General features: G+C 39.6%; 14 protein-coding genes. 8 read left to right on the top strand and 6 right to left on the bottom strand.

Going from position 1 to position 22,362, the window contains the following annotated elements; all coding sequences use genetic code 11:
* The first annotated feature begins 64 nt into the window (after positions 1 to 64).
* Positions 65 to 1,063, top strand: coding sequence for an NAD-dependent epimerase/dehydratase family protein (locus WD048_13475; GenBank protein ID MEX0813223.1), 999 nt, complete (start codon positions 65 to 67; stop codon positions 1,061 to 1,063).
* Here the strand turns inward: WD048_13475 and rlmB are convergent.
* From rlmB to WD048_13450, 5 genes are all read right to left on the bottom strand, one after another.
* Positions 1,038 to 1,832, bottom strand: a complete 795-nt coding sequence (gene rlmB / locus WD048_13470; protein MEX0813222.1) for a 23S rRNA (guanosine(2251)-2'-O)-methyltransferase RlmB — start codon at positions 1,830 to 1,832, stop codon at positions 1,038 to 1,040. The two genes, WD048_13475 and rlmB, sit on opposite strands and share 26 nt — an antisense overlap.
* Complete coding sequence (locus WD048_13465; protein MEX0813221.1) at positions 1,786 to 4,956, bottom strand: DUF2723 domain-containing protein; 3,171 nt, start codon at positions 4,954 to 4,956, stop codon at positions 1,786 to 1,788. The genes rlmB and WD048_13465 overlap by 47 nt, the downstream gene beginning before the upstream one ends.
* A 66-nt stretch (positions 4,957 to 5,022) precedes the next feature.
* Entirely contained in the window at positions 5,023 to 5,292 is a 270-nt protein-coding gene (locus tag WD048_13460; GenBank protein ID MEX0813220.1) for a DUF493 domain-containing protein, read from the bottom strand.
* 1 nt (position 5,293) lies between these two features.
* On the bottom strand, positions 5,294 to 7,378 hold the full coding sequence (locus WD048_13455) for a tetratricopeptide repeat protein (GenBank protein MEX0813219.1): 2,085 nt from the start codon (positions 7,376 to 7,378) through the stop codon (positions 5,294 to 5,296).
* 3 nt (positions 7,379 to 7,381) lie between these two features.
* Positions 7,382 to 8,314, bottom strand: a complete 933-nt coding sequence (locus WD048_13450) for a glycosyltransferase family 2 protein (GenBank protein ID MEX0813218.1) — start codon at positions 8,312 to 8,314, stop codon at positions 7,382 to 7,384.
* A 162-nt stretch (positions 8,315 to 8,476) separates the two neighbouring features.
* On the opposite strand from WD048_13450, the gene WD048_13445 reads away from it, so the two are divergent.
* The gene (locus tag WD048_13445; protein MEX0813217.1) at positions 8,477 to 9,238 is read left to right on the top strand and encodes a class I SAM-dependent methyltransferase; all 762 of its coding nucleotides are present in this window, start codon (positions 8,477 to 8,479) and stop codon (positions 9,236 to 9,238) included.
* A gap of 51 nt (positions 9,239 to 9,289) precedes the next feature.
* On the opposite strand, the gene WD048_13440 is transcribed toward WD048_13445, so the two are convergent.
* Complete coding sequence (locus WD048_13440) at positions 9,290 to 10,132, bottom strand: sulfotransferase (protein MEX0813216.1); 843 nt, start codon at positions 10,130 to 10,132, stop codon at positions 9,290 to 9,292.
* A 200-nt stretch (positions 10,133 to 10,332) separates the two neighbouring features.
* Between WD048_13440 and WD048_13435 the strand changes: the two genes are divergently transcribed.
* The 6 genes from WD048_13435 (at position 10,333) to WD048_13410 (ending at position 22,362) form a co-directional block, all read left to right on the top strand.
* Complete coding sequence (locus WD048_13435) at positions 10,333 to 15,381, top strand: T9SS type B sorting domain-containing protein (protein ID MEX0813215.1); 5,049 nt, start codon at positions 10,333 to 10,335, stop codon at positions 15,379 to 15,381.
* Between the two features lie 140 nt (positions 15,382 to 15,521).
* Complete coding sequence (locus WD048_13430) at positions 15,522 to 16,640, top strand: DUF4856 domain-containing protein (GenBank protein ID MEX0813214.1); 1,119 nt, start codon at positions 15,522 to 15,524, stop codon at positions 16,638 to 16,640.
* Between the two features lie 14 nt (positions 16,641 to 16,654).
* Complete coding sequence (locus WD048_13425) at positions 16,655 to 17,815, top strand: imelysin family protein (protein MEX0813213.1); 1,161 nt, start codon at positions 16,655 to 16,657, stop codon at positions 17,813 to 17,815.
* Entirely contained in the window at positions 17,815 to 19,200 is a 1,386-nt protein-coding gene (locus WD048_13420) for an HTTM domain-containing protein (protein MEX0813212.1), read from the top strand. Before WD048_13425 ends, WD048_13420 begins: the two co-directional genes overlap by 1 nt.
* Positions 19,197 to 21,650: a TonB-dependent receptor gene (locus tag WD048_13415; protein MEX0813211.1), complete on the top strand. Its 2,454-nt coding sequence runs from the start codon at positions 19,197 to 19,199 to the stop codon at positions 21,648 to 21,650. The genes WD048_13420 and WD048_13415 overlap by 4 nt, the downstream gene beginning before the upstream one ends.
* A gap of 196 nt (positions 21,651 to 21,846) precedes the next feature.
* Complete coding sequence (locus tag WD048_13410) at positions 21,847 to 22,362, top strand: 3-hydroxyanthranilate 3,4-dioxygenase (protein ID MEX0813210.1); 516 nt, start codon at positions 21,847 to 21,849, stop codon at positions 22,360 to 22,362.

Genomic DNA, 22,362 nt, shown 5'->3' with positions numbered 1-22,362 from the left:
TAAAACTCAAAATTTTAGGTTGGGCTCTTGATTATCCTTAATTTTGCAGCTGAAAAATAGAATTATGCCAAAGAAAGACAAAATACTGATCTTGGGAGCAGGAGGCCAAATTGGAACTGAATTGTGTTTGTCTCTAAGAAAAAAAATGGGAGATGACAATGTTGTTGCTTCTGATATTAAAGCACTGACAGGAGAAAATTTTGAGGCAGGCCCGGTTGAACAAATAGACATTATGGATGCCGAAAAACTGGCTGAAGTGATCAAGCGCCACGATATTACCCAGATATATCATCTGGCAGCTATACTTTCTGCAGTGGGCGAAAAAAATCCCAGACTGGCCTGGGAAATCAATATGAACGGATTGCTGAATGTTCTGGAAGTAGCAACAGATTTAAACATAAAAAAAATGTTTTGGCCCAGTTCTATTGCTGTATTTGGAAAAAGAACACCTATTAGCCAATCGAGCCAATACACGGTAACAGATCCACATACTATTTACGGCATTTCTAAATTGGCCGGTGAGCGTTGGTGTCATTATTATTATCACAAGAAAGGTTTAGATATAAGAAGCTTGCGCTATCCTGGTTTAATCAGTTATAAAGGAGCACCGGGTGGTGGCACCACAGACTGGGCAGTAGAAATTTTTCACGAAGCCTTAAAAAACAAACGATATACCTGCTTTCTGGAAGCTGATAGTTGCTTGCCCTATATGCACATGGAAGATGCCATTAAAGGCACTTTAGACCTGATGAATGCTCCTGTTGACAGGCTGAGCGTACATTCCAGCTACAATATTTCAAGTATGTCATTCACCCCGGAAGATCTTACTCAGGAAATTCAAAAATACATTCCCGAATTTGAAATTTCATATGAACCGGATTACCGAAGGGAGATAGCGCGGAACTGGCCGGCCAGTATTGACGATACTTATGCTAAAACCGACTGGAACTGGCATTGGAAATGGGATATTTCTGCTACTACTATTAATATGTTAGAGGAACTCAGTAAACAACTGAATATCAAAAAACCAGAGTTGCTCAGGCAAGGAGGCGTTGACGCATAAGCTCATATAGGATCATCCCGGCAGAAACCGATACATTCAGCGAATCAAAATCGCTTTGCATGGGAATTTTAAATAAATAATCGGCAGCTTCTTCTACTTTTCGGGAAAGTCCTTTGTCTTCAGAACCCAGAACTATTGCAAGTGGAATTTTCATATCAAGTTCGTGTAGGTTTTTGTTCCCTTTGATATCAGCAGCTATTATTTGCAGGCCATTGAGTTTTAATAGAGCAATGGCTTCATCTAAAAACCTGGCACGACAAACAGGAAGTGTATTCAGTGCTCCGGCAGATGCTTTTATAGCGTCTCCTGTAATTAATGCACCGCCTTTTAATGGGGTCACAATGGCATCAACACCGCAGCATTTTGCTGTACGGGCAATAGCTCCAAAATTCCCAACATCACTCACATGATCCAGCACAATAAAGAGCGGGTCTCTTCCTTCACTGTAGGCCTGGTCAAGGATGTCCTGGATTTGGTAATATTTAATCTGGCTGAGAATACCAAGCATGCCTTGGTGATTAGCAGTACAAAGTTTGTTTAGTTTTTGAACTGGCACTCTTTGAACCGGAATATCCTGTTCCCTGCCTATTTTCTCAACCTTGCTTGCTTCAGCTCCTTTGGCTCCTGAGGACAGAAAAATTTTTTCAAAAGACTGCCCCTCCTGCAATGCTTCTAACACAGGATGCCGACCAAAAACAAGGTGTTTTTTCTTTAAGGCCAAATTATTGTGCTTTTGCAAAATATTCCTGTAGGCTACTGAATTTTTCATTCAATTCAGCTTCCAGGTCTTTGTCTCCATTGGATCTCGTAATACGAATAAGCTCCTGGAAAACAGCAATGGCTTGTTGCATATTTCGCTTGGCCTTGGGGTCATAGGTTCCAACAACATCTGAAGCATGCTTTAACTCCTGCTCGTAAACTTCTGACAATTGCTTGATCAAAAGACGTGCTTTTTCTGCATCACCAGCCTGGTAATAGAGTTCAGGAAACTTGATCATAAATATATTGTAAGGCACGTTAGCTTCTGGCATAACTTCCATACAACGGTCGAGCACTGCTAATGCTCTTTCTTTATCTCCTTTATCTAACAAAGCAGCAGCCAGACGGGCATAATTGCTGCGCAGGTTCATGGTCATTCTCAATATATTTTCATTGAGATAGATATCCTGATCGGGATAAGTAAAGTTGATTGTTTGACCCGGACTCACTGATTCAGCAACAATATCTGCTTTAAGTTCAGGCACTGTTTTACCAAATTTGTATGCTACAGCATCAATATCCTCTCCACCCTCTACAGTATAAGATTTCTGAATTTTGCGTTCGATTCCACCCAGTTTAAATTTATCCATCACATTATCATACATGATTTCAGTAGCAACATAACCACTTTGCCCATCGCTGCTCTTTTCGCTTACGGGCACAATTTGATAAGCCAGACCTTCTAACTGGAAAAATTTCTGTAAGCCTAAGTATGCACTCGGGCTGACTGATACCGCAAAATAAATGGGGCGTTCCATGAAATTAGAAGCGATAATGTCCAAAGTGATCAAATCATTTTTCAGCACATTGTTTTTATTCAAATTCCACGTTAGCTCAGTTTCAATTTTATTATAGAACTCGGGGGGCACCATTTTCTGCTTCACCGCTTCTACAGAATCTACAGATATCTTGAGTTTTTTGGCAGGAAGGTAATTGACTTGCTCTCCACTCTGTATGGTTACTTTAGTGCGGCTATCATCACTTGCAATAAACCCAACAATATCTTTTAATTCATAATAACGGTCTGCCGGTAGTTTTTTAGCATCATAATAACGCGTGACATCCCTGTTGCTACCCAAATATTTTTCTGTTGTGTGAATCAATTTCACAGCTTCGGCATCATTCATCTTTTTATGCAAGTGATCAATATACCAATCTACGCCAAGCAGACTCAAATTCACTACTCGGATATCTGTTCGGATTCCCTCTACCTCCTGCGCATACCAAAGCGGGTAGGTATCGTTGTCTCCTTGCGTAAACAAAATTGCATTGGGTTTACAGGATTCCAGGTAATCAATAGCAAAATCGAGAGCAGTGGTACGCCTTGACCGATCGTGATCGTCCCAGTTTTCAGCAGCCAGTAGAACAGGGATTATCAAACAAATGGCCAGCGAACCGGCAAGAGCTGTTTTAGCAGGAATTTTTTCTTTTAAAAATTCATACAGTGCAAGCACTCCAAAACCAATCCAAATAGAAAAAGCCACGAATGAACCTACAAGTGTATAATCCCTTTCCCTGGGTTCAAAAGGCGGTGAATTAAGAAAAACTGCCTGCAAAATACCGGTAAATAAAAATAAACCCATTAAAATAGCTGCATCCCAGGGATCCCGTTTATATTGATAGTATAAACCCAAAAGTCCTAATAAAAGCGGAAGGAAATAATATAAATTTCGGCCTTTATTTTCTTTTTGATAATCAGTTAAATTATCTAAGGGGCCAATTCTGTACTGATCAATAAAAGGTATTCCAGAAATCCATTTACCATTGTTATTGTCATAGCGGCCTTGGATATCATCCTGTCTTCCTGTGAAATTCCACATAAAATAACGCAGGTACATAAAGCCTAATTGATAATTCACGAAAAAGCTAATATTATCCCTGAAAGAAGGATCCTCTCCTTTTTCAAGTCCCAGCATAGCATTATATGCTCTTGCGTGGCGTTCATCCTGCCAGGATCCCAGGCGGGGAAAAAACATTTTATCTTTTTCTGCAAACTTATAATCAACACGCTCTCCAATAACTATGTATTTTTCTTCACCCTGATGGTATTTGTTCCCTTTTTTCTCAATATCAGTTGGATAAGCATTGTGATGTGGTCCATACAGCAAAGGACGATCTCCATATTGTTCCCTGTTCAGGTAGGAATTGAGTCGAAATAAATTTGAAGGCTCATTCATGTTAATAGGCGTATCTGCATGTGCCCTGATCATTACAATGGCATAGGTTGAATAGCCAATCATCAATACCATCAAGGATAATAAAGCTGTATTGACCAATACCATTTTCTTGCGAGTGGTGTACATCAAAGCTGCAACGAAAAGTGCGACAATTGCAAGCAGCACAAATATTGCCCCGCTGCCAAATCCAAACCCAAGCGTATTGACAAAAAACAGATCCGCCTTAGCTAAAATGGTTGTTAAGCTGAGCACAACACCTACATATATAAACATTTGCACCAGAAAACCACCTGTGAAAGCAAGTAGCACACCTATCCAGGTACGGGTTTTAAATCTGCGGTAATAATATAAAATCCCCATAGCTGGCATTGCAAGCAAACTCAAAAGGTGTACTCCAACAGATATACCCAGCATTAAGGCAATAAAAACCAGCCAGCGGTCACGTGTTTTCTCATCTTTGGCCTGATCCCATTTTACCATCAGCCAAAAAACCAGCATGATGAAAAATAAAGAAAGGGCATAAACTTCGCCTTCGACTGCAGAAAACCATACCGTATCGAGAAAAGTACAGGAAAGACCTGCAACCAAACCGGCAGCAATTACAGAGAATACTTGATTTTTATTGGGTTCTTCACCCTTAAACACCAGCTTTTGAGCAAAATGAGTGGTTACCCAAAACAGGAAAAGAATGGCAAAAGCTGTGGAAAGCCCCGACATGAAGTTTATGGTATAGGCCACCCAGGAAGGATCGGGCGCAAAAAGTGTAAATATCCTGCCCAACAGAAGAAAAAACGGAGCACCTGGCGGGTGAACTACCTGTAATTTATATGCGCCAGCTATAAACTCTCCACAATCCCAAAAACTTGTAGTGGGTTCCAGTGTCAATGTATAGGTAATGAGTGCAACCAGAAAGACCAGCCACCCAACAATTGTATTCAGTTTCTTGTATAAATCCATGCAGTATGATTGTTTAATATGCGGGCAAATTTAAGTAAATATAGCTTTAGATTATTCTACAAAATGTTAAAGCATCATTACTCCCTCTATTTTTGATATTTCCATATATTTTTGAATAATTTCACCGGCAGAGTTTGCATTTTCTTTAACGGTAATACTTACATATTTCCCCTTAGAAGATGTTTTTATATCAATTTGGGCAGCATCGTCAAATTCCTTTTCTATCAGTGCTATCTTTCGATTGTCACCCTTAAAGATGAATTTGTACATATATTGTCCCGGCCATTCCTGCAATTCAAGTTTTTCCCTTAAGCTTTTAAAAGCATCCTCTTTCATGTTATCTTCCTCCGGTTAATTGTTGTTTTAGTTGCTGTGCCTCTTTAAAATTCGGATTCATCTGTAGGGCATTGTTTATATAAGCAAGTGCTGTATTTCTGTCATTTAAATTTGCATAGCAGATTGCCAAATAATAATAGGCAGTTGGGTTAGGCCTACTCTTAACCATGCCGTTAAAAGCATTGATAGCATTGTTGTAATCTTTGAGATTGAGGTAAGAAAGTCCGGCAATATTATATGCCTGAATCAAAGACCGGTCTAATTTCAACGCATTCCCGGCTGCACGTGCAGCATTCTTAAATTCACCTGTATCAAAATAAACACGTGCCATAGCCTGATAAACAGTTTCATTACCCTTGTGTACTTCTATATAGTTTCTGAAATGTTTAATAGCTTGCTGATTATTGCCCGCATTCAATGCCTGAAAACCTTTGTAATCTTCATTGGATGGCCTTCTGACTACAGCAGCAAACACTGCTTTACCAACACCGGCTGTGTAAAGTATTTCTTCATTAGGATAAGTGCCATTGGTCAATTGAGAAGGAGGGATATAGATGTTCTGCCAAATAGCAATATCCCAGGGGTCTTCACTTCGCTGATTATAGCGACTGTATTGCAACTGGACGATATCTCTGTCCGGAAGTTTTCTGGGTTGTCCTTCAAAGCCGCGAATATACCTGAGGTTTCTTTCGGCATTGGTGCGCATTAAAAGTGGTTCGGTACGGTTGAAAATGTTTTCATTTTCCTCTAACCATCTCAGGCAATTCTTCAGACTTGTACCGTAATAATCCATTTCGTATTTTCCGTAGGCACCTTCCGTTCCCCCAACAAACTCATTAAAATAAACTACTCCATATGGATGGTGGGCAATAAGGTACTTAAGTGGCAAAAACGACAATACTACAAATGCCGCTAGTGCAACCCCTTTTATTGCTTTTGCTTTAAAACTTGTAAATAAGCCATACCAACCTAATGCAGAAAGTGCTAATAAAGAAGGCAATACAAACAAAACATGTCGCAAACCACCATATACATTTGCTTCTTTGTAAATGATGTACGCTATGGGGAAAATTAGAGTAAACAGCAGGATGAATAATACAAAGTGATTCCATTTTTCTTTATTTAGCCATGCCATAGGTAAAAAAATAATCAGCCCTAAAAGCGTGACTAAAGGAGTTGTAATCCCAATATATTTGAGCAAATAATACCAAGGAAGTTGTGAACTAGGAATCATTTCGCCTTCAAATATCTGGCCAATGGATGTGCTGAAATTAGAAAACTCACTTAAGGATTTAAACGGTGCAGAAAATGGAGCTTCAATACCATAAGGCCAAAAGACCAAACCTAAAAAGTATCCTGCAATCAAAATTGGAATAATATATTTTGAGTATGTTTTGATATTGTTAATGAAAATTTGACTTCCTATTTTTTTTACTCCAGTTTTCATTAATAAATCCACAGCAGCAAAAAGCCCCAGGTAAGCAAAAGAAAGCAACCCCCCAGCTCTGATGCTTAGCGGAAGTGCTAGGCTCAGGGTCAATAAAACCAATGATTTTTTCGATGGAATAGGCATTTCCCTAAAAAAGCGAATCATTGCATAAATATTGATGATATATGCAACTGCAAAAGGCGCATCTTTAAGGTTGTTTATCATGTGACCTGTATATCGTGGAAGAGCCAAACCAAATAACAGCATTACTAAAAAAGCTCCAGTCCATCCCGCACCCGCACTTCGAACGACCAATGCAGTAAAAAACATACCAATTACACCAAAGAGTGCACTTACCACATGTCGTAGATTAAACAAATCCGTAAATGGCAAGGCACGATAAAGCAATTCACATATATTGTCTATACTTTGTCCATACAAATAATTATTCCCATCTTTTGTAATAATGCCTGTTGTTGCACTGGTTTTGTCCTGAAACCCTGAAGTGTAATACTTCATAACCCGTTTGGCTTGTGCAGAATGTACATATTCATCACCAGTCACACCATAATCAAAACTAATTGCCGGGTATAAAATCAGAAATAATGCAAATAATACAAAAGTGCCTTTCTTGAATATATTCTCGTCTAATTTCATTTCTTAATCGTTGTCATATTTTTTATCAATGATAAAATCAGGGCGATTCCTTGTTTGATCATGAATGCGCCACACATATTCTCCAATAATACCCAACATCAACATAATCATTCCTCCAATCATCAGGTTGAGCACCATGAGTGAAGCCCAGCCCATACTCTCGGGATTGTCTTTTAAATAACGATTTATAATAATAAAAATCATATAAACTAACCCGCCCACAGCTGTTAATGCACCAAACAAGGACATGAGTCGGATAGGCAAATAAGATGTATAAATCAAACCATCAATAAACACTTTAACCTTTCTCCACAAATGGTGTTGAGATTTACCAATTTTCCTGGGCAATCTTTTATACGGCATATATTTAACATTATAACCCATCCAAAGCACATCACCCTGCAAGAAACGATTACGCGCATTTATACTATTCATTTGATTTACAGCTCTGCGACTCAAAATATAAAAATCAAAACCACCTTTTGGCATTCTTGGATTTCCAATTCGCATTAAGAAGTAGAAAAACTTAGAGGTATTATCTGCAATAAAAGAATCTGCCCGTTCTTTTCGATAGCAAATTATTATGTCATTACCCTTTTCCCATTCTCTAATAAATTTTGGAATGTCGTATATAGGCTCTTGTAAATCAGCAGACATTTTAATAGCAACATCTCCCTTCGATTTAATCAAACCACATTGAACAGCACTAATTTGTCCCCAATTCCTAGACAACTTAAAAACTCTAACTTGTTTGTCTCTTTCCCTTAATTCTAAGAGTTTATCTATAGATCCATCATCAGATCCATCATCTACAAATACAATTTCATAATTGAAATCGCTCAGTTCGTTTTTAAAAAGCGTAGTGATTTGTTCGTAAGTTGGCTCTAACGAATCTTTATTTCTGAAGACTGGGATTACAAATGAAATAAGTTGCATAGTAATAATTTTTACAAAAATAACATTTTACCAAACTCAACCTAAGTTGATTTTCAAAGCTCATACTCTCTACATACATTTTACACTGATTTTAATGCTGTATGTTCTCATTTAAGTCTTTCTTTATTAGATTCGCCAATTAATCATTTAACATATTGATAGATGGAAGAAAATACAACACAAGACAAATATGTACATGGAATGGATTGGGGACAAGGTGAAGTCTCCTTATCTGATCTGAACAACTACAGAAAATATCAGTATGATTTAGTAGCCAAGTATGTTGGTAAAGAAATTTTAGAAGTTGGAAGTGGGTCAAGGGGATTTACTAAACAAATTCTTAATGAAAATGCTGATCTAAATAAAATAGTCTCCATTGAACCTTCCGTTCAGCTTCATAAGCTATACAAAGACAAATATCCTTTCCCGGACTTTGTCAGCTCTGCATGCAAAGATATATTTGAATTAGATGCTTCTGATTTTGGCACTTTTGATACCATTTTCTTTATTCATGTATTGGAACATATCGAAAAGGATAAAGCTGCTCTTGACCATACCCATAGTTTACTTTCAAAAGATGGCTATGTACTTATAGAAGTTCCTGCATTGCAATGGTTATTTTCAGGCCATGATGAAATGTTAGGGCACTATAGACGCTACAACAAATCCATGATGAAAAACATTATTGATCCTAATAAATATGATATCGTCAAATTATGGTACCAGGATCCAATTGGGGTGCTCGGTTCCTTGTTTTTTTTCAAGTTGAGAAAAATCAAGTTGAAAAGTGATCAAGGCAGGGATTTAGTTTCTAAACAAGGTGGAATTTATGATAAGTATATTATTCCTTTTGAGAAACAAATTGAAAAATTTATAACGTTTCCATTTGGGCTTAGCTTAACAGCTGTATTAAAGAAAAAATAGTTGAGCTGAAGTTAAAACAATCATACGGTTGGTTTCTTCTAAATGAATTGTCTATTCATAATCAAATCTCTTTAAGTTTTCTATAGCTATTTTATTGAAAGTTTGTATTTCATTTTCAGATAAAATTGTTAAATACTTACCCTTGTTGGTAGAGTCTAAGTTTTCAAATGTCTTTTTCTTCCATTTCATATTTGATACAGGCTCATCATTGAATGCTTTTTGGTTATAGCTCAGCATTTTCTTTTCAAAATTTACCTCTAAAAAATCGCATACCTTACTTAAAATCATTTTTGGCTTACTAATTAAGTCTTCATACCTGATTGTAAGCGAATCATTATGCATAACAAAGTTTTCGATTTTTGTAAGATTCTCGTTCCATTCTTTTGCTATTTCACTAATTTCAAATGAAACATTTGGTATGTATTTTAAAGACTGGTCTAATTCTTTGATCTTCATATAAGAGCAGGCAACATCTCTTCCGTCTCTTACTATATGTATATATTTTGCCCGTGGTGCTATTTTTTGAATTTCATCTAAATGGTGTATGTAATAGTTGTTTTTATCACCTATAATCAATTTGTTTTTGCAATAAAACTTATAAATACAGTCAATTATTTCAATATAACTGCCTGGAGCATTCTTAAGAATATATTCCTTTAATAACTGCCTGTCCATTTCCCAATATTCAATTTTTTTTGAACTGAGGACATCATCTAAAAAAACATCTAATTTTTCAATATTCTCTGAATCCGATATGTTCCAATCTCTATATTTTTCATGCCACCATTGTAAAAAACCGGATTCAGGAGGAACTCCGATCAAAGAATGGCTATTTAACATTAACCTAAGCAAGGTTGTACCAGACCTCGGGTTTCCTAATATAAAAAAGTCCATATAATGTAATCCTGTTGTATTGTTATTTCAATGTTATTTTACGCTCTAAAATAATTAAAAAAGGAACACAAGTTTAGGTGGATTTAAAGTTTCAGTGTCATTTTTAGAGATGGCCGTTCTGACAAATGGCATGGTCACTGGCTTTAATTCTGTAAGTTCTTACTCATTTTAGTTATATTAGATGATCATTAGTTTTAATTATGTGTAGAGCAATTTCATTTATTTTATTTGCTATGTATTGTTTCACGCCTTGTGTAGTGGCCCAAAACAACTTCACTTCTGAAGGTACATCATTCCATTTTGCCTACCTTCAAAACAGAACATTACTAACAGGAGATGTATCGGATTTTTATCACAACGACATTACTTTATGGGTTTATATTAGCAATACAAGCCAAACAGAAACAGCCCATATTGAATTAAACTTCAGCGGTGGGAATAGTTTACTTTCATACATCAACAACCAAGCACATGTTACTTCATTGGGTAATAACCAATTTAGTATTGATCCAGGTAAGGTTGGAGAATTTGAGTTAAAACCCACAGCCTTTACATCTTATTCAAGGCAAGAAAGAGATGTAAGAAACATTCAGTTGATGTTTAATGGCTATTGCCAAAATAAAGTGATTGAGGTTCTTTCAATTCCTAATGCAAATACAAATGAAATTCCATTAAGTGTATATGCAGAATCAAGACAAGCATACAGCCGCGATCAAAGTTTAATATTACCAGACAAATCTTTAGGAACAAATTATATTGTAAGCACGCATTATTCTGATGGATTACTTGATGGAATGAATAGAGCTCATGGTGGGAGTAATCCACCATGGGGTAATAAAGGTGGGCCATGTGAAATTGGTATAGCGGCTATTGAAGACAATACTGAAATAGAATTTAGAGTGCCCACTCATGCATACACCAACAATAATAATGGAATAGTCAATTCTAATGTAGGAATGATGCCAGGCAATTATACCGGAAACCTAACGCTTTATTCCAATTGTTTTGGCAGTAATTCAAACAATTTCAGCATAGGATCTACATATACTTTTTTGTTGAATAAAGGTGAATCGCTTCAGATTCAGGGCGATAGTATAGATTTGAGCGGCACAGAGGTTCGTTCCGTAAACGGAAAGAAAATTGCTGTATTTGGTGGAAGTATGGCCTCTGCAATACCCGGTGATTCAATACACGTTAATGGGCAAGGTAATTGGGATCATTTATATGAACAAATCTATCCGGTAGAAAGCTGGGGGTGTACGTATATTTCAACGCCATTTCAAAATGCAGCTAGTACTGATTATTTCAAAATAGTAGCCAGAGAAGCTGACACTGAAATAGAAATTAATGGTGAATATCTGGTTTCTCAATCAACAGGAAACAATATCAATCTCAACAAAGGGGAATATGTAATTTTAGGATACAACCCATCCCAAACATCAGGAATACCCGGTAGCGCTGAAATAGTTGAATTGCCACTAAGCAGTTTTAATTTAAGCGCAATAAAAACGCCAATGTATATCAGAGGTACAAATCCTATTTCGGTAACTCAATTTAGCGCCTCTCTAAATCCAAATAATACCAATTCGCAAATAGGGCCGAGTATGCTTTATCTTTCAGCATTAGATCAAATGATATCAAATACTACTGCTGCTATAATGCCCCATGCAAACAACAACAATGGCAAACAAGACTTTCTTACAATCATCACAATTTCTGACGGCACATCAAATAATGGAATTTTATTGAACAACGCTCCTTTAAATGGTACCTGGAATTCAGTACCTGGTACAAACTATGAGTTTATACAAGTTGATGTAACCAATTCAACTACCCAAGCTCAGTATCATGATATTGATGATACGAAAACTGAACCAGGATTTATAGCTACAATTTACGGACATGCCTTTGCTGAAGCTTATTCTTACAATGCAGGTGTAATCACATATCCATTCATTACTTATCATGATTCAACAGTTTGCATAGGAGATACTTTGCAACTTCATGCTCGTTCAGGCATTTCATGGTTGTGGCAACAAATCAATGGCAATGATTATCTCTCTTGCGACACTTGCCAAAGTCCTTTTATTGCTCCTGATTCAAATGCTACTTATGTGGTACACACCTTCGATTCAATTAATTGTGACAGAATCGATACTGTCGATGTATTTGTAGAACCCTGCTGCAATATCGACCCGGAAATTTCCGCTTTTGATTCCACCTATTGCCTTGGTGATACCGTTATCAGAGTTTTTACCGGTGGAGCTTTTGCCCATCTTTCTTTAAATGGAACTGTCTTTGATACCGTTGCCATGCCCCATGTTTATGAGGTTCCTGTTGCCAGTCTTTCCGCTGATTCCTTTGAGCTTTGTGCCATTGTCTTTAATGCCGACACTTCCTGCTCCGATACGGTCTGCACTAATTTTTATGTCTCCGCCTTTGCTTCTGATTCCCTTATCGTTGAAGCTACCGATGCAAACTGCCAAGGCTCAGATGACGGCACACTCTCAATCGTGGTTTCAGGTGGGTCAGCCCCTTATTTTTACCAGGGCGATACCTTACTTGTTGACACGCTGCTCCTAACTGATCTATCTCCAGGCATTTATTCAGATACCATCATGGATGCCTTTGGCTGTCCTGCTTTTTTCTCAGATTCTATTTCCGAACCTGACCCACAGCTTTTGTGGCTTGACGCCATGGATATTTCATGCTTTGGTGCACAGGATGGCATGGCTTCTGCTGAATTTATCAATGCCACAGGAACCGTGGTATATGAATGGACGGGCGGCCTTGTTGGAGATACCATTTCCGGTCTTGATGCTGGAACATATTCTGTAACAGCAACTGACCAGAACGGCTGTACCTTCATTGACAGCATAGAAATTTCTGAACCTGATCCCGATACCATTTCTGTTGATGTTATCGATGCGCCCTGTTTTGGTGAAGATGGTTCTGCAACTGTCAACCCATCGTTCGGAAACCCTCCTTACTCCTACTTGTGGAGCGACAGCAGTACCGATCCTTCCGTAAGCCTTCCGGCTGGGGATTATTCCGTTACCGTTACCGATTCTTCCGGCTGTGGGCAATTGGGACTATTTAGCATAAATGAGCCTGATGAGTTAACTTTCACCTCTCTTTCAACCAATATCGAATGCTTTGGAGACAGTAATGGAGCCATCAACATTTTTGTTAATGGAGGAACAACACCTTACACATATCAATGGGATTCAAATTCGGTAGTTGGCAGTAATCCAACAAACTTAACTTCGGGAATATACAATTTCTCAATTACAGACAGTAACGGCTGTGAAGTTTTTGGTTCTGACACCATATCTGAACCCGATTCTTCTTTAATAGTTCTTACTTTTTCAACAGATGCAACATGTCACGGTTCTAATGACGGCACACTCTCAATCGTGGTTTCAGGTGGATCAGCCCCTTATTTTTACCAGGGCGATACCTTACTTGTTGACACGCTGCTCCTAACTGATCTATCTCCAGGCATTTATTCAGATACCATCATGGATGCCTTTGGCTGTCCTGCTTTTTTCTCAGATTCTATTTCCGAACCTGACCCACAGCTTTTGTGGCTTGACGCCATGGATATTTCATGCTTTGGTGCACAGGATGGCATGGCTTCTGCTGAATTTATCAATGCCACAGGAACCGTGGTATATGAATGGACCAGCGGCCTTGTTGGCGACACCATTTCCGATCTTGATGCTGGAACTTATTCTGTAACAGCCACTGACCAGAATGGCTGTACTTTCATTGACAGCATAGAAATTTCTGAACCTGTTCCGGATACCATTTTAGTTGATGTTATCGATGCGTCCTGTTTCGGTGAAGATGGTTCGGCAACTGTCAACCCAACATTTGGGAACCCTCCATATACCTACCTTTGGAGCGACAGCAGTACTGCCCCTTCCGTAAACATTCCGGCAGGGGATTATTCCGTTACAGTACTGGATTCCTCAGGTTGTGGGCAATTGGGTGTCTTTAGTATTTCTGAACCTGGAGAAATTATAATAGCGGCACAACTGAACGATGTCAATTGTATTGATGACAGTTCCGGCAATATCATATTGTCCGTAATTGGTGGAAATGGCAGCCCTTATTCCTTTACCTGGAACCCCAATGTATCCGCCAATGACACGGCCAGCTCACTGGCAGCCGAGGATTATTCCGTCACCGTTAGTGATCAAAACGGATGTGAGACCGACAGCAGCTTCTCCCTGAATGAAGCTCAGCCTTTGGAACTGACCGCAACCACTACCGATCTGCTATGCTATGAAGATTCATCTGGCAGTATCGTTGCAAATGTACCAGCCGGAACCCCTCCTTATGATTTTACTGTCACTGACAATGGTCTTGATTTTGTACACGATCCCAATGGACATTTCAATAGTCTGGCAGCAGGTACCTACGACCTTGCCGTTCTTGACAGCAATGGCTGTACAGATACTATCTCGGTGGTTATAGGTCAGCCCGCCCCCCTTTCCTCCCTCTTTGAAATCCAGAACGCACCCTGCAAAGGCCAGGCGCAGGGGCAGATTATCATTTCAAATGATGGCGGCACACCAGCCTATACTTTTGAACTTTCTTCGGGAGCATCAAACAACAACGGAATATTTAGCAACCTAAGTGCAGGTGACTATTCACTGAGCATCACCGATGCCAATGGCTGTCTTTTGACAGATTCCTTTACCATCAACGAGCCGGATACTGGTTTCAGCATAAGTGTCTCCCCTGAATACGACACACTCAAAACAGGTGAGACCATTGTCCTGCAAACTTCAGTAAACCAGGATGGCATCTTCACATACAGTTGGGAACCTGCCGGTGACTTGTCATGTGACGATTGTCCTGCCCCTGAATTTACAGCCCTAAATTCCACTGAATTTACCGTTGTGGTATTGAATGAGGACAGTTGTTATGACGTAGGTACAGCTGTGCTGATCGTGGAGCCCTACAATATATTTATTCCAAACGCTTTCACACCCAATGGCGATGGGGAGAATGATTTCTGGGAGCTGTTTGGTGATCTGGAAGGTATAAAATATTTCCGCGTACTTCTTTTTGACCGTTGGGGAGAGAAAATATTCGAAAGTAACGATCCTAATTTCCAGTGGGACGGAACCTACAAAGGCGAACTGCTCCCTCCCGATGTATTTGCCTGGCGATTCAGTATGGTCTTTAAGGATGGCCGTTCTGACAAATGGCACGGCTCGCTGACTTTGATCCGGTAGTTGTCAATAAGCATACTCCAACCTCATAATCTTATCCTATTCCAATCAATATACCTACCCATAGGTATTGTACCAATTGTCTCACAGAGCTACTTTTGCCCTGTAATTAGAATAAGTCTAAATAAACAAAAACCAAAATTATGATGAATCAATTAAAAACAAACTTTTTATTTCTAGCGATGCTCGTTTTGAGTGCATCCACTTTTTTGACATCCTGCAACAAGGATGATGAGGACGAAGATACTTCTTACGATGTACCCTCTACTTATGTATTTACAGATGCTGAAGGCAGAAACACTGTAAGCTATACCGGTCAGACTGAGCGATTGGATATGGTTGCTGAAATCACAAGCTACTTAAAAACTGGAAACAACGGTGCGCAATTGGATGCGGACAAAATCAAGGAAATGTACAGAAACATTGGCGACCACTACAGCGCGAGCAATTTAAATGGTTCTACCAAACAAATTTTCGACAAAATTGCGCCTTCCGTACAGTCAAAATTTGATGAATATGCAGACGCCATCGAGCAAGCAAGTTTGTCTTCTGATGCTGCTGCTGACGGAACCGCTGGTGTTGCCGACAATGGAGAAAAACAATACCTATTAGATGAAAACGGCTATGAATTCACACAGTTGATCGAAAAAGGTTTGATGGGCGCATTGATGTATTATCAAGGTACTTCTGTTTACCTCGGTGATGGAAAAATGGATGTGGACAATTCTGGTCCTGCTGATGAAGCTGCCGGAAAATATTACACTACAATGGAGCACCATTGGGATGAGGCTTTCGGTTATTTTGGTGTGCCAACAGATTTTCCTCAAAGCAAATCTGATCGTTTTTGGGGTAAATACTGCGATGGAAGGGATGAACTTTTGGGCAGTAACCAAAAAATCATGGACGCTTTCTTAAAAGGAAGAGCTGCTATTTCCAATGACGATTTAACTACCCGCGACAATATGATTACCGATATCAGAAATGAGTGGGAATTGGTTGTTGCCGGAACTGCAATCCACTACCTGAACGATGCGCGTGGCAATACCGATCCTGTAACCAGAAACCACCAATTGTCTGAAGCTTACGCATTTATTTTCTCCCTGAAATTCAATGAAGGTGGTAAAGTTACCAATGCACAGGTAGATGGCTGGCTTGATGATTTAGGCGACAACCTATACGCTACAACTGATAATGATTTGACTACAATTAGAGATGAAATTTCAAGCGTATATAGCTTGGATGATGTAAAAGCAAACTTGTAAAAAATATTTCAACAATGAATGAAAGCAAAAAAACTATAACAGTTTTGTTTCATAACAATCAATGGCGGACTTTTGGTCTGCTATTGGTTTTTATGGGCATTACTTTCTTACTGCCCTCTTGCGGCAATAAAGACGGTGATAACAATGGTGATGATTTTGATCGGCAAGCCATGCTGGAGAATTATGCAGACAACCTAATATTGCCTGCTTACCAGCATTTCGAGCAAAAAGTGGATAGCCTGGAAACGGTATTGAATGCCTTTTCCAATAACCCAAGCACACAGGCTTTGGCGCTGTTGCAAACCACTTTTCTAAATACTTACAGAAGTTGGCAAAATGTCGAATTGTATGAATTTGGCCCTGCAGCAGAAGTGATTTTGCGCTCCAATGTCAATACTTTTCCTACCGATGTATTTATAATTGACAAAAACATCAGCGAAGGAAGCTATGATTTGGACATTCCCTCAAATATCAAAGCCAAAGGACTTCCTGCAATGGACTACCTACTTTTCGGATTGGGTGAAGACAATACTGAAATATTGGAATATTACACCACAGATGCCGATGCGGCAAATCGCTTGCAATATTTAGAAGATGTTTTTGGAGATATTTCCACCAGAACCACCTCTACCATTGACAAATGGGACAATTACAGATCTACTTTTGTAGGGGCAACAGGAACGGATATCGGAAGTTCTACCAGTCTTTTGATCAATGAATTCAATTTTGAATTCGAGTTGACTAAAAACCCAAGAATTGGAATTCCACTGGGCGCAAAATCATCTGGTCAGGCATTACCCGGAAATGTAGAAGCCTATTACAGCGGCATTTCCAAAGAATTGGCACTGATTAATTTACAAAACATAGTCAATGTATTTCGGGGCAAGGCTTTTAATTCCAGTCAAACTGGACCGAGCTTAGAGAGCTATTTAGATCAATTGGGCGCAGAATACCGCGATGGACAAAGTTTGTCGGAAGCGATCATTGAGCAATTTGAAAAAGATGAAACCGCCTTGCAAGCTGTTCCAGATCCATTATCTGATGCAGTTATTTCCAATGAATCTTTAGTGCAAACAGCCTTTGACGAATTTGTTAAAACTGTAGTATTAATAAAAACAGATATGACTTCTGCCATTGGCATTCAAATCACTTATCAAGACAATGACGGAGATTAATGCCTAAGCCCAATTCCATAAAAGCATTTTTGCAGCAGCCGATTTCTATCGCTCCGCTGGTGTTTTTGCGCGTGCTTTTTGGTGGGGTGATGTTGGCAAGTATCATTCGCTTTGTGGCCAATGGCTGGATAGAATCGCAATATATTCAGCCCGATTTTTTCTTTAAATATTACGGTTTTGAATGGGTGACAGCACCCGGTGAATGGGGCATTTATGCCCTTTTTGCTTTTATGGGGGGTAGCGCCATTTTTATAATGCTGGGTTTTCTGTATCGCTATGCTGCGCTGGCGTTCTTCTTGGCCTTTACTTATGTTGAGCTGATTGATGTTTCCAATTACCTCAATCACTATTATTTCATCAGCATTATGGCGCTTCTGCTGGTTTTTGTTCCGGCCAATCGCAATTTCTCATTGGATGTGCTGATCAATCCCAAAAGCAAACGCAGCCACATTCCCCGCTGGATTATTTTGATTTTTCAGGTGCAGTTGGGCATTGTCTATTTTTATGCCGGGCTGGCAAAATTGAACTACGATTGGTTGATCAATGCCGAGCCCATGCGCATTTGGTTGCCTGCAAAATCTGATATGTTTTTGATTGGGCCATTGTTTAAGGAATTGTGGGTCGCCTATTTTTTCAGTTGGGCAGGTGCCATTTACGATCTCAGCATCGTGTTTTTTCTTTCCTTCAGCAGAACCCGGCCATTTGCCTATTTGTCCGTCTTGTTTTTTCATTTGATGACAGCGGCATTGTTCCAAATTGGCATGTTTCCCTACATCATGATTTTGCTCACATTGATCTTTTTTCCACCTGCATTTCACGAGCGAATATTGGCACGGGTTAAAGCTATTTTCAAAATAAATACTGAAGAATTCATCCAGCCCAGGCTTTGGCAAATAAGCACATTGAAACTAAATATTTTGGGCGTTTTATTGATTGGCCACTTTGCCTTTCAATTGCTTTTTCCATTTCGTTTTGCGCTATATCCGGGCAATTTGTTCTGGACAGAAGAAGGTTATCGCTTTTCCTGGCGGGTAATGCTAATGGAAAAAGCGGGCACTTGTTTTTTCTATGTTACAAATCCAGAAACCGGAAAATCCACTGAAGTTGAACCCAATGAATATTTGAGTAAAAACCAGGAGAAAATGATGGCCACACAGCCAGATATGATCTTGCAATTTGCCCATTATTTAAAAGATATTTATCGAGAAAAAGGAATAGAAAATCCCGAGGTAAGAGTGAAAAGTTATGTGCGCCTCAATGGAAATGGAAGCAGACTGTTCATTGATCCGGAAGTAAACCTTGCTACTATTCAAGATGGTTTTAGGCACAAAAACTGGATTTTACCATTTACAAATCCTCAAAATTTTACCGCCCAAAAGCAGTGAAATTCTATAAAAACATAGCATTGGGCATTTTGCTCCTTTTATTTTCAGCCTTTAATGTATTGGCAAATACGGGAGGCGACAAAGCCAAATCGGCAAATATTTCCGGTAGGGTGCTCTTTTCTGAAACCAAGGAACCCATTGAACATGCGCAGTTGGTTTTGGAAAATTCCAAATATATCGCCTTTTCAGATGAAAACGGTGAATTCATTTTCAATAATGTGGAATCTGGCAGCTATATTTTATCGGTATTGTATGTTGGATTGAAAAAGGCGTCTAAAAAAATAGAGCTGGGCGAAAAAGATTTGGAAGTGGAAATCTTTGTTGATTCGCTGATCAAAAAATTGAATGAAGTAACGGTTCGCGAAATGAAAAGCAACAATTTCGGGATCACCCACTTGCGAAATATTGAAGGAACCGCCATTTATGCCGGAAAGAAAAGCGAGGTGGTTTTGATGGATGAAGTGGCCGGAAATTTATCGACCAACAACAGCCGGCAGATTTACAACAAAGTGGCAGGACTGAATATTTGGGAAAGCGATGCGGCAGGCATTCAGCTTGGAATTGGCGGACGTGGATTGAGCCCCAACCGAACTTCCAATTTCAATACGCGCCAAAATGGCTACGATATGAGTGCCGATGCTTTGGGCTACCCCGAGAGCTATTACAGTCCTCCAGCCGAAGCCATAGAAAGGATTGAAGTGGTGCGTGGGGCTGCTTCCCTGCAATACGGTACACAGTTTGGCGGCATGATCAATTTCCAATTGAAACGCCCTGCTGAAGACAAAAAGATTTCTGGCGAATTTAGAAAAACCGTTGGCAGCTATGGCTTTTTCAATAGTTTCAGCAGCCTGAGCGGAACCGTTGGTAAATTTGAATACTACAGTTTTTACCAATATAAAAGAGGCAATGGCTGGCGACCCAATGCTGGATTTGATGTGCATACTGCCCATACCAATTTAGCATATCGGCACAATAAGAAATTGCGCATAGGTTTTGAATACACTTTTATGAATTACCTGGCGCAACAGCCCGGTGGATTGACAGATGCACTTTTTGAGCAAGATCCAAGGCAATCCATTCGGGAGCGAAACTGGTTTAAGGTACGCTGGAATTTGCCCGCGCTGAATATCGATTATAAATTTTCGAGCAGAACCCGATTTAATTTCAGGGCTTTTTCACTCATTGCATCTCGCGAAGCTTTGGGCGTGCCTGATGTTATCAATCGTGCAGATCCAATGGAAGAAAGGGATTTCATACGCTCAAATTTTAAAAATGCAGGAGCAGAGGCACGAATTGTGCATCGATATGATTTGTTCGGCAATTCCTCCAATTTCTTGTTTGGCGCGCGTTTTTATTCTGGACAAACAACTGCACAGCAAGGCTTTGCCGATGATGGCTCAGATGCCAATTTTGAATTTTTAGAGACTGAAAATTCATTTGCAAGCGATTATCTTTTTCCGAGTTATAATGTTTCTCTTTTTGCGGAAAATATTTTTGCAATTACAAAAGATTTTAGCATTACGCCCGGTGTGCGCTTTGAATACATCAATACCCAATCGGAAGGCTATTACGTGATGCGCAATACCGATTTGGCGGGTAATGAAATTTTGCGTCAGGAAGTACAGGACGATAGAAATCGTAAACGCTCATTCCTTTTGGCAGGGGTTGGCCTGAGCTATAAGCCGAAAGGATTGACGGAAATTTATGCCAATTTCTCGCAAAACTATCGCGCCATTACTTTCAATGATATGCGCATTATCAATCCCAATTTCCGGATTGATCCCAATTTGAAGGATGAAACGGGTTTTTCTGCCGATCTGGGAATTCGGGGTACTATTGGCAACTGGCTATCCTACGATGTCAGTGGATTTTTGCTTTCTTACAATAATAAAATCGGGGCGGTCCTTCGCGTGGATTCCGCTTTGTACAATGTGTATCGCTACCGCACCAATATCTCTGATGCGCGCAATTTCGGACTGGAAAGTTTTGTGGAAATTGACTTTTTCAAAATTGGAAACAAAAACACTTTGCATGGCCTATCCTGGTTCTCCAACCTGACCGTGCAAAATGGCAAATACATCAATTCGGATGAATCTGCTTTTCAGGGCAAGCAAGTGGAACTGGTTCCGCCCATTATTTTCAGGACAGGGCTGAGCTACAGTTTTAAAAGCTTTAAGGCGACTTATCAATTTTCCTATACCAAAGAGCACTATACCGAGGCCACTAATGCCGAGCGCACGGCCACTGCGGTCAACGGCATTATTCCTTCCTATTATGTAATGGATTTGGCTTTGGAGTACAAGTTTAAAAAGTGGTTTACGTTAAGCACTGGCGTCAACAACCTGACCAACAATATGTACTTCACGCGCAGGGCTGAAGGCTATCCCGGTCCGGGCATTATACCAGCTGAAGGCATTTCGGTGTATGGGACAGTTGGGTTTAGGTTTTAGATGAAATATTCTCGTCATTGCCAGCTTGACTGGTAATCTCCTGCCATGAAGATGAAAAGCTTTACCAGGCCTATTTAATGTTATTATTGTCCCTAAACTCATTAATCCAAAAGCACCATAACATATTCAGGAATTAATGGTTTTTGCAATATCCTTAATCTTCCTTTATTTTTAGCAAAAGCAAAAAACTAAGATTATGGCACTTTCAGCTCCTTTCAATTTCAAAAAATGGATTGACGAACACCGCAATTTGCTCAAACCTCCCGTTGGCAATCAGCAAGTATTTAAAGACAATGACGATTTTATAGTAATGGTGGTGGGTGGCCCCAATTCCCGAAAGGATTTCCACTACAATGAAGGCGAGGAGTTTTTCTATCAATTGGAAGGCAATATCATTTTGCGCGTGATGGAAAACGGTCAGCCCCGAGATATTCAAATCAAGGAAGGGGAGATTTTTCTTTTGCCACCCAAAGTGCCACATTCTCCACAAAGATCAGCCGGCTCTATTGGCCTGGTCATTGAACGCTATCGCAGACCGGGCGAAAAAGATGGTTTTCAGTGGTTTTGCGAAAATTGCAATCATTTGCTCTACGAGGAATATTTTGAACTGGAAGACATTGTAAAACAACTGCCCGTAGTGATGGAGAATTTCTACAAAAATGAGGAATACCGCACCTGTGATAAATGCGGAACAGTGATGGATAGGCCGTGA

The organism is Chitinophagales bacterium (assembly GCA_040877935.1).
Lineage (GTDB): Bacteria > Bacteroidota > Bacteroidia > Chitinophagales > CAIOSU01 > JBBDNB01.
This window is presented reverse-complemented; position numbering and strand designations above follow the sequence as displayed.